Origin of the sequence: Pseudomonas sp. AM14(2022) (genome assembly GCF_036346455.1) — a bacterium.
GTDB classification, from domain to species: domain Bacteria; phylum Pseudomonadota; class Gammaproteobacteria; order Pseudomonadales; family Pseudomonadaceae; genus Aquipseudomonas; species Aquipseudomonas putida_A.
The window spans coordinates 167,661-178,955 of record NZ_JAOTNY010000009.1 but is presented as its reverse complement, the minus strand read 5'-3'; the positions used below and the strand labels follow the sequence as shown (position 1 = coordinate 178,955).

Below are 11,295 nucleotides of genomic sequence, written 5' to 3'. Positions count from 1 at the left end.
ATGTACCTGATCAACGGTCAGTTGCACACCGAGTGCAGCCTCGACAGCGCCTTGCACCAACTTCAGCGGGAGTTGCCACGAAGGCTACAGCTTCCACTGCAAACCAGCACGCTGCTCGCCACTGCCAAGGCCTTCGCCGAACGTCTGCAACAAGAAGAAACGGAACTGCCACTGGCTCCCGGTCAGCGCGAAGCACTTATCGATTTCTGCCAGCCTGCCGCCCTGCAAGCCAAATTGGATCGTGAACTGGGCCTGCGCCCGGAATCGCTGCGCCGTATCGACTATCGACAATCACGCTTCGAGCGCTGGAGTCCGCTGGGCCTGGTGGTGCATATCACTCCGGCCAACGCGCCGCTGCTGGCGTTCTGTGCGGTGATCGAGAGTCTGCTGAGCGGCAACGTCAACTGGCTGCGTCCCAGCAGCAGTGACGCTGGCTTCACCGCGCGCCTGCTTCAGGCGTTGGTTGCATGCGACCCGAGCGGACAACTCAATGGTTACGTGGCGGTGCTGCCGACCCGCACCGAACAGATCGGTCAGTTGTGCAAGCACGCCAACGGTGTCGCGGCGTGGGGCGGCGAAACCGCGCTGCAAGCCATCCGCCAGCAGATCCCGCCAGGCTGTCGCTGGATCGACTGGGGGCACCGCATCAGCTTCGCCTACCTGACCCCGGACGCGGCATCGCCCGCTGTCCTCGATGCGATTGTCGATGAAGTCTGCCGCCTCGATCAGCAAGCCTGCTCCAGCCCGCAATGGTTGTTGGTGGACAGCGACGACGCGCGCGTACTGAACGATATCGGGGCACAACTGGCCGCCGCGTTCGAGCGCCGTGCCGGTCAATGGCCGGCCCTTGCACCGACGCTTGAAGAGGCTTCGCAAATCACCACCTGCACGGCAATGGCCCGGCTGGCCCAGAGTTTTGCCGGGCAGACCGGCCGGGTCTGGAGTGCGTCGGGCTGGCGGGTGATCTGGAGCCATGATCGCCAGCTCGAACCTTCTGCGCTGTTTCGCAGCCTGTTGCTCAAACCAATGCCCCGCGAGCGGCTCAGCGCCACGTTGCTGCCCTGGCGCAACGTGCTGCAGAGCTGCGCCTTGCTGTGCCCCGAGGCGCAGATCGCTGAACTGGCGCAAACGCTGATTGCCGCCGGTGTGACGCGCATTACCCCGATCGAGACTATTCACGATGGCTACGACGGCGAACCCCACGACGGTGTTTATGCGCTGCAGCGCCTGAGTCGACGCGTATCGGTCAGTCTGCCGGCGAACATACTGACCAGCCACTCCACGCTTGATCAGCTGCCTGCCCCACCACCACTGACCGGACTGGCGATCATGGACAAGGGACAATTCGTCGGCCAGCCGCCGGATTCAGCGGCGCAGCTGTTCTTTCGCTCCGGCGGCAGCAGTGGCGCACCTGTGCTTTCCGGCTTCAGTTACCACGACTTCCAGCGCCAGATGCAGGCGGCCGCCGATGGCTTGCTCGCAGCCGGACTGGACCCGGCGCAGGACAGGGTCATGAACCTGTTTTTCAGCGGCGGACTGTACGGCGGCTTTTCCAGTTTTGCCAAAGTACTGGAACAACTGCAGGCCCGACACTGGCCGATGGGCGCCCCGGCGGACGACGATTACCACGAGATCGCGCAGATGATCGAGGCTCAACGGATCACCGTGCTGATCGGCATGCCCGGCACCCTGCACCGGTTGTTTATCAACGAACAACAAATACTGCAGCGCTATGGTGGCGTCGCCAAGGTCTTTCTCGGTGGCGAACACCTGAGTGAGCAAACCCGCGAGCTCTTGCAAAGCTGCGGCGTCAGCCTGATCCGCTCGGCGATTTACGGCAGCGTTGATGCCGGTCCCCTGGGCCATGCCTGCCGGGCCACGGCAGATGGCGTTTTCCATCTGATGAGCGACATCCAGCACCTGGAAATTGTCGATTTCGAGCATGACGTGCCGGTCGGTGACGGCGAATCCGGTCGTCTGCTGGTGACCTCCCGCGAGCGTCAGGGTCAGTCCGTGCAGCGCTATGACATTGGCGACAGCGGACGCTGGTTACCCGGCCCGTGTGCCTGCGGTCTGACGTCGCCGCGCTTCGAACTGCTGCAACGCCACGGCAACCTGCTGCGCATCGGCACCGATTTCATTTCGCTGGCGATTCTGGAGCAGCACCTTCAGGTGCCGTTTCAACTGGTTCTCGACCACGGCCCTGACGGCCTGGAACGCATGCGTCTGCACTGCCCTCTGGAGCCGGCCGAGGCCCACCGCCGACTGCAGAATTATTCGACGCTGATCACGCTGGTGCAGACCGGTTTGCTCACGCTGGACGTCGAGCAATGTGCCGTCGAGCAGTTCGCCCGAAACCGGCACAGCGGCAAGACTCCCCTACTGATTGATACGCGCCGCTGACAGCAGCTATCTGCACGCGGCCCATCGCCACTTCATACAAGAAAAAATCATGAACACGATCGTTGAATTGAACAATTTGCTCGGTTACACCCGCCAACATTCGGCCTATTGCCGCGAACACTTCAAAGATGTCGCGGCCCCCATCAGCGCTTTGACCGAACTGCCCCTGATCGACCCTGAACAATACTGGCGTGACAGTCAGCATCCGCATCAATGGCCAGTGTTGTCAGGCCCGCTGGAAGACGCGATGGTCTTCAAGACCGGGGGCACCACCGGCTCAGGAAAACTCTCGCTGTTTGCCCGCGCAGAATGGCAAACCCTGGTGCGCGATTTCGGCAGCCACCTCACGGCGCAACTGAACCCCGGCGACCGGGTCGCCAATCTGTTCTTCGTCGGCGACCTGTATGCCAGCTTCATTTTTCTTCACGACGCGCTGGCACATGTCCAGACTCCCGTCAGCGAATTTCCCTTCACCGGGGCCGTCGACAGCGCCGTACTGGCCGAGTCGATCGTTGCGTACCGGATCAATGTGCTGGCCGGTCTGCCGGCGCAAATGCTCAAATTCGCCGCCTGGCTTGAGCGCCAGTCACGGATCCTGGAGGGCGTCGAAACCCTGCTCTACGGCGGCGAAAGCCTGTTCGCCGCCCAGTTGCAAACGCTCCAGCGGGTGTTCCCGAACGCACGCATTGCCTCTATCGGCTACGCCAGTGTCGATGCCGGACTGATCGGCGTCAGCACCCGCGATTGCGCCCTGGGCGAACACCGGATGCTGGAGCGGCACAGCGTGCTGGAGATCATCGATGAGGTGAGCGGTGCCGTCATCGAAGAGTGCAACCGTAACGGCAGGCTGGTCCTGACCAATCTCACCCGGCGCCTGATGCCGGTGATCCGCTATCCGGTCGGCGACCTCGCCTGCTGGCGTGAACCGGCAGAGACGCCGATGCGCAAGTTCGCCCTGATGGGCCGCAGCATGAACAGCCAGCGCGTGCGGGTGAGCGTGTTGAGTCTGGATACCGGTGACATCGGCGAGCTGGTGCGCAAGATCGCCGCCAGCGATGACTGGCAACTGCTCATCGAACAGCGAGCAAGCAAAGATCTGCTGAGCCTCAAGTGGGTACCCTGCACGCGAACGGCTGACATCAGCCAGGCAAGCTCAACCCTGCACCGTGCGCTGATCGACCAATACCCGCTGATCGAGAAGCTGCAGTCCGATCAATTGCTGGAGCTGAACGTGATCGCCTGTGCGAACGATGAACTGACCTGTCATCCACGCTCCGGCAAACATCAGCGGGTCGTGGATCGACGGGTTTACGACCATCCGCAACAGGGGCAAGCGTGATGGACACGACAATCATCCGCCGCTATCGCGTCGCCGATGCGCCGGCAGTCAGCCGCCTGTTCGAAGAAATCTACGGCGTTCATTATCCTCAACCCCACGTGTATCTGCCCTGGATGATCAGCCAGAACCACAGTGACGGTCGCTGGCACTCGCTGGTAGCGGTGGTCAACGAGCATATCTGCGGGCACGCCACGTTGTTTCGTCAATCTGGCCGAAGCGCACTGGCGGAGCTGGCACTGACCGTGGTGCACCCGGACACTCGCGGGCAAAACATCGCCACCCAGTTGGGCCAGCAGCTGCTGATTCATGCCCAGGCGCTGGATTGCCGAGGCGTGACGATCAAGCAGGTCACGCACCACCCGTATACGCAGCGCATGGCCGCCGGCCTGGGGTTTCACAGCTGTGGTCTGTTGCCCGATTACGCGCCTTCGCCGTTCGGTGGAACAGGGCGGGAGACGATTGTTGTGGGTCACTGCAGCATCGACGGTTATCGGCGCCCGCTGCCGGCACTCGCCTGGCCGCAGGATTGCCGCGAGCTGATGTCGCGTCTGGAGGCGGTGTTTGGTACCACCGACCATACCGTGCCATGGAAAGGCCCGAAGATCCGCTTCGATCACGTATCCGGGCGCTACGACCTGCTGCTCAAGGCCCTCGATGACAACCTGCTCGAGCAATTGGGACAACTGCCGGCGCACTGGCTGATTTCGATCAGACTCAGACTCGCCCAAGGGTTTTCCAGCGCGCTGCGCAAACTGGCCGATGCTGGTTTCGCTTTCACCGGGATTGTCCCCGATGACCACAGCGACGGCTGGCTGGCACTGTTTCATCGTGGCTACCAGGCCTCCACGCTGAGCCTGCACTGTCCACACATGCAGCACCTGCAGGATCAGGCGCAGCAGGCCGGCGAAAGGTATCAGGACTAAAAACGAAAACGGCCCACCCAATCAATGGGTGGGCCGTGGGTGACCGGCTCAGGCCTTGGACTTGACGCCTTGATCCACCGGTTTCGCCGCGTTGCCTTCACCGTAGGTTTTCAGGTTCTGCAGCACATAGATCGCCTTTTTGTATTCAGGGATCAGGTTCTTGCCGTAGGCATTGCCATTGAGGCCATTGTTCTGAATGGCGTCGAGCTGGGTGGCGAAATACTCCAGCGCATTGAATTTTGCATCAGGGTCTTTGGTCACGCCGAAACGGTCGAACTTGTCGCCGGCATTGAGCAATGTAAAGGAGGTGATGTCGGAAATCAGCCCGCGCTCACGCAGGAAAACACTCAGATTGCTCAGTTGCTTGACCGAGACATTCGCCGGATCGAACCCCTTGATATTTTTGCGCAGGCCCTGCTTGTCCATTTCGGCAGTGTTCAGCGCGGTCGGATTGGTGCCGACCTTGGCGAGCATCTGCTGCACCTTGAGGCTTTGCTTGACCTCCTTCTTCGCGCCTGTATTGCGAACCAGCACCCCTGCCTTGCTCTCCCAGCCGCCGACAATGCCGATCGTCATGAGAAGACTCCCTGTGAAATAACCATGAAATGTCCTTGCTGGACTACTTGAATGCCGGGAAGTATCTACCGGCGAACTGGTGGCACCAACCCTTTTAGTGCAGCCGCTTACAATTTTTGTACATTCTCGATACAAATTGCCAGAAGCTCACGGTGCCGCGGTTTCATGGCAGTTTGACGATTGCTCGCGAAGCTTTTTTTTGCGCTGGCTGACAAGAGGGTCGATCCATTTGTATCGGAGTCGACACGCCCCTTCCGTCAGCCCGACACTTTCTTGCACCAAAGTACTTAAAGCTTCCCCGTTCGCCGACGATACGCTGGTGTGACCCCGCCGTTTTTCCCTCGACCCCACAATAAGAATCGCAGCTCAAGGACCGGTATCCATGCCCGCATTCCGCACCATTCAGGCTCGCTACACGTTATTTCTGGTTCTGTTCATCCTGCTGCTGTCGGTGCTGACCGTGGTCGGTATCAGCCAATTGGTCGCGCCCAAGCTGCGGCATACCGAAGAACAGGTGGTGCTCAACCGGATTGCCGAAGTCGCCGAACAGATTCAGGGCGAACTGAACAAAGTCCAGGCGCAGCAGCGCAGCATCACCCAGACCATTCCCCTGCTCGACAGCGCGGCCATCGACACAGTGTTGCCGGGCCTGGTGGATCAATACGGCGAGCTGAAAGTCTTCGGTGGCGGGATCTGGCCACTGCCGGGTCAGCGTGAGGCCGGGCGCAACAAGTTCAGCACGTTCTGGCACCGCGATGCCTCGGGCAAACTGGCGGTGAATACCTTCTGGAACAGCGACGCGGCGCCCAACTATTACGACCAGAGCTGGTACAAGGGCGGCATGCAGACCCCGCGGGGCCAGTGCGCCTGGGCCGCTGCCTATAAAGATGACGCGAGTGCCGAGCCGCGCACCAACTGCGCCATGGCGATCCAGAAAAACGGTGCAGCGTGGGGCGTGTCGACCATCGACGTGACGCTGGGCTTCTTCAACGATCTGGTGGCGCGCAAGGAAAAAGACCTCAACGCCGAAATGCTGATAGTCGAGGCCGACGGCAAGATCATCAGCAACAGCTCGCGCATCAGCGGCCCGATCGTGCTGAAGAACATCAGCGAACTGGCCGCCGGTTCGACCTTCGCCAGTCAGGTCAAGGCCGGCCTGCAGAACCGCGATCAGGCGCAACGCGTCGAGTTCGACAACAACGGCGAAGCCAGCACCTTCTTCATGCGCCCGATCGAAGGCACGCCGTGGTTCCTCGCCACCGCCCTGCCAACGAAAATGCTCACCGCCCAGCGTGACGACGTGCTCAGCAGCCTGAGCCTGTTGCAGATTCCGCTGGTGATCCTGCTGGTGTTGTTGCAGGTGTATGCGATCCGCCAACTGGTGTCGCGGATGAAAGCGCTGAAGGCCAACATCGACTTGCTGTCCAGCGGCGATGCCGACCTGACCCGGCGCATCACCATCCGTGCCGAAGACGAACTGGGCGCCATCGGCCACTCGGTCAACACCTTTATTGCCTACCTGCAGAACATGATCGGTGAAGTCACCCAGGCCACCGGCGCCATGGCTTCGAGCCTGGACGACCTGCAGCGTACGTCGGCCAACACCAGCCAGATTCTGCTGCGCCATGCTTCGGAAACCGATCAGACCGTTACCGCCATCACCGAAATGAGTTCGACGGCCGAGAGCGTCGCGCAGAACGCCGCAGAAACCGCAGCGTTCACCCAGCGCGCCAACGAGAACGCCGACCGCTCACGGGTGGTGGTCGGTGAAGCGACCAACAGCGTAGTGGCCTTGATCGACGAAGTGGCCAGCGCCACCCAGAAAGTCGAGAACATGCAGCAGGACGCGCAGCGCATCACCGAGATTCTCGGAGTGATCGGCGCAATCGCCGGACAGACCAACCTGCTGGCGCTCAACGCCGCCATCGAAGCCGCCCGGGCCGGTGAACAGGGTCGCGGCTTTGCCGTGGTCGCCGACGAAGTCCGCGCCCTCGCCGCTCGCACCCAGGCCAGCACCTCGGAAATCAACGAGATGTTGACCCGCCTGACCCAAGGCGTGAGCTCGTCGGTCAGCGCCATGGAAAACACTCAGGCCAGCTGCCAGTCCGCCGCTGACGCCACGGCGCGGGTCAACTCGGGTCTGGATGAAATGGCCGGTTCGGTCAGCCACATCAACAGCCTCAGCACGCAGATCGCTACCGCTGCCGAACAGCAGAGTGCGGTCACCGAAGAGATCAACCGCAGCATGGTGCAGATCCGCCACATGGTCGAAGAACTGGTGCACAGCGGCCAGGCCAGCGAACTCAACACCCGCCAGCTGCTGGAAGCCAACAACCGGGTGAGCGCGATCATGGGGCGGTTCAAGGTTCGGTGAGTCCCCTACCAGTCTATTGTGGCGAGGGAGCTTGCTCCCGCTGGGTCGCGAAGCGGCCCCAACTCTGGCAGCGCAATAAACAGGAAGCCGAAATTAACCGATTGGCGACTGCTGCGCAGCCGAGCGGGAGCAAGCTCCCTCGCCACAGAGCGCATCTCCATTCCGCCTGACAGATTTGTAATCTCTCGCTCAGCAGGCTGTCAGGCTTGATCCATGATCATCCTGCCAGCCTGCCTTGTATCAACTTGAAACACTCCGTTGATGCCCGGCAGGATAATCCGGTCAAAATACTTTCCTTTTTGACCGTCATCCTTGTCGAGAGCCCACCATGCGAACCTCCCTGCGACTGGCCGCCCTCAGCGCCCTGCTCCTGTCCTCCCTGGCCCAGGCCGCCGAGCTGATCCCGATCGAAGTCCATCGCGACGCCAATTGCGGCTGCTGCAAAAAATGGATCAGCCACCTCGAAGCCAACGGCTTCAAAGTCGAAGACCATGTCGAAAGCGACATGAGCAGCTTCAAGCAGCAACACGGCGTGCCACCGCGCCTGGGCTCGTGCCATACCGCGCTGATCAACGGCAAGTTCGTTGAAGGCCATGTGCCGGCGGAACAAGTGCTGGCCCTGAGCAAGCGCGACGATCTGCTGGGTATCGCCGCACCGGGCATGCCAATGGGTTCGCCAGGCATGGAAATGGACGGCATGAGCGATGCCTATCAAGTGATCGGCCTGAAAAAGGACGGCACGGATGTGGTGGTGGCAGACTACCCGGCCCACTGATGGCTGCCGGTTACGTCGGGCTGTTCGCCGCCGCGTTCGGCGCTGCGACGCTGTTGCCGCTGCAATCCGAAGCGCTGCTGGTCGGGCTGATCGCCAGCGACCGTTACTGGCTCTGGGGCCTGCTGGGCGTGGCGACGCTGGGCAATGTCCTCGGTTCGCTGGTCAACTGGTGGCTGGGGCGCGGCCTCGAACGCTTTCAGGATCGACGCTGGTTTCCCGTCAGCCCGAACCACATGGCCACTGCGCGCAAACACTACGAGCGCTATGGTCACTGGTCGCTGCTACTGAGTTGGCTGCCGGTGATCGGTGATCCGCTGACCCTGATCGCCGGCGTCATGCGCGAGCCGCTCGGGCGCTTTCTGCTGATCGTCACGCTGGCCAAAGCTGCGCGTTACACCGTGGTGGCGATGCTGACGCTGGGCTGGCTCGGTTGAACATTCCGGCCATGGCGTTGCCTGTGGTTAACGTCGCCCTAATCCGGGCGTTCCAGCATCAGCCGATTTCCATGGAGTTTGCCCTTATGTCCGTCACGCTATCCCGCTGGCTGCCCGGCCTGGTCCTGACTGCTGCGCTGCCGCTGTTCGCCCACGCTGCTGCGCCCACTGAAACTGCACCCGCCGATGGCCAGACCTATGGCCCGGAGCTGCAAGGTTTCCAATACCCCTACACGCTCAAACACTTTGCCTTTCAGTCCCAGGGTAAATCCCTGCAGATGGGCTACATGGACGTCGCCGCCCACGGCAAGGCCAACGGGCGCACCGTGGTGCTGATGCACGGCAAGAACTTTTGCGCCGCCACCTGGGACAGTTCGATCAAGGCCTTGAGCGAGGCCGGTTACCGGGTCGTCGCGCCGGACCAGATCGGCTTCTGCACCTCCAGTAAACCCGATCACTACCAGTACAGCTTCCAGCAACTGGCGACCAACACCCAACAGCTGCTCAAGGCCCTCGGCATTCAGAAAGCCACCCTGCTCGGCCATTCCACCGGCGGCATGCTCGCCACTCGCTTCGCGCTGCTGTTCCCGGATCAGGTCGAACAACTGGCGCTGGTCAATCCGATCGGCCTGGAAGACTGGAAAGCCCTCGGCGTGCCGTATCGCACCGTTGATCAGTGGTATCAGCGCGAACTCAAAGTCACCGCCCAAGGCATTCGCGACTACGAGCGCAACACCTATTATGACGGGCGCTGGAAACCCGAATTCGACCGCTGGGTCGACATGCTCGCCGGCCTGAGCAATGGCCCGGGCAAAACCCAGGTGGCGTGGAACTCGGCGCTGATCTACGACATGATCTTCACCCAACCGGTGTACTACGAGTTCAAGGACCTGAAGATGCCGACCCTGCTGTTGATCGGCACGTCCGACACCACGGCCATCGGCAAGGACCTCGCGTCCCCCGAGGTCAAGGCGAAAATCGGCCACTATGAGGTGCTCGGCAAGCAGGTCGCCAAGCTGATTCCACAATCGACACTGGTGGAATTCCCCGGCCTCGGCCACGCGCCGCAGATGGAAGAACCGGCGAAGTTTCACCAGGCCTTGCTCGGCTGGCTGAACAACACCAATCCCGTTCGTTGATGAGGTAAGGCTGATGGCGGTGCAGATTGCAGTGATCGATGACTGGCAGGACGTGGCACGGGATGTGGTCGACTGGTCGGTACTCGACAGCATCGGCGAAGTGACGTTTGTGCATGACTACCCGGCGGACAACGCCACACTGGCCGCACGTCTGGGCCAGTACCAGGTGATCTGCGTGATGCGCGAGCGCACGCGTTTCGACCAGGACCTGCTGCAGCGCCTGCCCAATCTCAAGCTGCTGGTCACCGGTGGCATGCGTAACGCGGCGCTGGACATGCAGGCCGCCGCCGGGCTCGGGATCAAGGTCTGCGGCACCGACAGCTACAAACATGCGGCGCCGGAGCTGACCTGGGCGCTGATCATGGCCGCCACGCGCAATCTGCTGAATGAAGCCAACTCCCTGCGCGCCGGCGGCTGGCAGCAAGGGCTGGGCGGTGATTTGCACGGCAAGACCCTGGGCATTCTCGGTCTGGGCAGCATCGGTCAGAAGGTCGCGCAATTCGGTCAGGTATTTGGCATGCGCGTGATTGCCTGGAGCGAAAACCTCACCGCCGAGCGCGCGCAGCAGGCCGGCGTGACCTGGGTCAGCAAGCAGCAATTGTTCGAACAGGCCGATGTGCTGTCGGTGCATCTGGTGCTCAGCGAGCGCAGCCGCGGGCTGGTGGACGCACAGGCGCTGGACTGGATGAAACCCACCGCGCTGCTGGTCAACACCGCCCGCGGGCCGATCGTCGATGAGGCGGCGCTGATCAAGGCGTTGCAGAAACAGAAGATCGCCGGCGCGGCGCTGGATGTGTTCGATCAGGAGCCGCTGCCTGAACTGCACCCGTTTCGCACATTGGACAATGTGCTGGCCACGCCACATGTGGGGTATGTCAGCCGGCAGAACTATGCGCAGTTCTTTGCGCAGATGATCGAGGATATTCAGGGGTGGGCCGCCGGGAGCCCGCTGCGCCTTTTGAATTGATCGCAACATTTCGATTGCGCTGAATCGACTGACGCCTTCGCGAGCAAGCCCGCTCCCACATTGGAAATGCGTCGTACACAAATCAACTGTGGGAGCGGGCTTGCTCGCGAAGGGGCCTTAATAGACAACACATCAACAAACTGCCCGCACCACAACAGTGCGCCCTCCCTTTGCACTAGCACAAAATCGTGACCAACCAGTCACCGTTTTAGCCCTCTCCCTCAAAAAAACCTGCCCTTCGTCGGTGCGTTCCTGCTTGAACACCACGGATTTCGCTGCCTGCAAACCGATTGTCGAACAATTTACCCGTTTGCTCTCGCCCGCTCTAGGATCTGGCCTAGACTGACTTTCGCGGATTAAAACCG

The 11,295-nt window shown here is 61.4% G+C and carries 9 protein-coding genes; 8 read left to right on the top strand and 1 reads right to left on the bottom strand.

The window, feature by feature from the left end; all coding sequences use genetic code 11:
• Genes V3W27_RS18835 through V3W27_RS18825 form a run of 3 tightly spaced genes read left to right on the top strand, consistent with a single transcriptional unit; the run spans position 1 to position 4,665 of the window.
• The gene (locus V3W27_RS18835) at positions 1-2,403 is read left to right on the top strand and encodes an aldehyde dehydrogenase family protein (RefSeq protein WP_330207253.1); all 2,403 of its coding nucleotides are present in this window, start codon (positions 1-3) and stop codon (positions 2,401-2,403) included.
• A gap of 49 nt (positions 2,404-2,452) precedes the next feature.
• Complete coding sequence (locus V3W27_RS18830) at positions 2,453-3,742, top strand: phenylacetate--CoA ligase family protein (RefSeq protein ID WP_330207252.1); 1,290 nt, start codon at positions 2,453-2,455, stop codon at positions 3,740-3,742.
• Entirely contained in the window at positions 3,742-4,665 is a 924-nt protein-coding gene (locus V3W27_RS18825) for a GNAT family N-acetyltransferase (protein WP_027612031.1), read from the top strand. The genes V3W27_RS18830 and V3W27_RS18825 overlap by 1 nt, the downstream gene beginning before the upstream one ends.
• Positions 4,666-4,713: 48 nt before the next feature.
• On the opposite strand, the gene V3W27_RS18820 is transcribed toward V3W27_RS18825, so the two are convergent.
• On the bottom strand, positions 4,714-5,241 hold the full coding sequence (locus V3W27_RS18820) for a hypothetical protein (protein WP_027612032.1): 528 nt from the start codon (positions 5,239-5,241) through the stop codon (positions 4,714-4,716).
• A gap of 382 nt (positions 5,242-5,623) precedes the next feature.
• On the opposite strand from V3W27_RS18820, the gene V3W27_RS18815 reads away from it, so the two are divergent.
• The 5 genes from V3W27_RS18815 to V3W27_RS18795 all read left to right on the top strand — a co-directional run bounded on the left by V3W27_RS18815 (position 5,624) and on the right by V3W27_RS18795 (position 10,930).
• Positions 5,624-7,615 (top strand): methyl-accepting chemotaxis protein, encoded by a 1,992-nt coding sequence (locus V3W27_RS18815; RefSeq protein WP_098963936.1) that lies wholly within the window; start codon positions 5,624-5,626, stop codon positions 7,613-7,615.
• 328 nt (positions 7,616-7,943) lie between these two features.
• Complete coding sequence (locus V3W27_RS18810) at positions 7,944-8,390, top strand: DUF411 domain-containing protein (protein WP_103369533.1); 447 nt, start codon at positions 7,944-7,946, stop codon at positions 8,388-8,390.
• Positions 8,390-8,824 (top strand): YqaA family protein, encoded by a 435-nt coding sequence (locus tag V3W27_RS18805; RefSeq protein ID WP_330207251.1) that lies wholly within the window; start codon positions 8,390-8,392, stop codon positions 8,822-8,824. The genes V3W27_RS18810 and V3W27_RS18805 overlap by 1 nt, the downstream gene beginning before the upstream one ends.
• 86 nt (positions 8,825-8,910) lie before the next feature.
• A complete protein-coding gene (locus tag V3W27_RS18800) occupies positions 8,911-9,963 on the top strand; it encodes an alpha/beta fold hydrolase (RefSeq protein WP_330207250.1) in 1,053 nt (350 codons plus the stop codon).
• Between the two features lie 13 nt (positions 9,964-9,976).
• Complete coding sequence (locus V3W27_RS18795) at positions 9,977-10,930, top strand: D-2-hydroxyacid dehydrogenase family protein (protein WP_330207249.1); 954 nt, start codon at positions 9,977-9,979, stop codon at positions 10,928-10,930.
• Positions 10,931-11,295: the final 365 nt, after the last annotated feature.

Coding starts and splice junctions, on each gene's coding strand:
- V3W27_RS18825 (WP_027612031.1), top strand. CDS start 3,742: ATGGACACGACAATCATCCGCCGCTATCGCGTCGCCGATGCGCCGGCA.
- V3W27_RS18820 (WP_027612032.1), bottom strand. CDS start 5,241: ATGACGATCGGCATTGTCGGCGGCTGGGAGAGCAAGGCAGGGGTGCTG.
- V3W27_RS18805 (WP_330207251.1), top strand. CDS start 8,390: ATGGCTGCCGGTTACGTCGGGCTGTTCGCCGCCGCGTTCGGCGCTGCG.
- V3W27_RS18810 (WP_103369533.1), top strand. CDS start 7,944: ATGCGAACCTCCCTGCGACTGGCCGCCCTCAGCGCCCTGCTCCTGTCC.
- V3W27_RS18835 (WP_330207253.1), top strand. CDS start 1: ATGTACCTGATCAACGGTCAGTTGCACACCGAGTGCAGCCTCGACAGC.
- V3W27_RS18830 (WP_330207252.1), top strand. CDS start 2,453: ATGAACACGATCGTTGAATTGAACAATTTGCTCGGTTACACCCGCCAA.
- V3W27_RS18815 (WP_098963936.1), top strand. CDS start 5,624: ATGCCCGCATTCCGCACCATTCAGGCTCGCTACACGTTATTTCTGGTT.
- V3W27_RS18800 (WP_330207250.1), top strand. CDS start 8,911: ATGTCCGTCACGCTATCCCGCTGGCTGCCCGGCCTGGTCCTGACTGCT.
- V3W27_RS18795 (WP_330207249.1), top strand. CDS start 9,977: ATGGCGGTGCAGATTGCAGTGATCGATGACTGGCAGGACGTGGCACGG.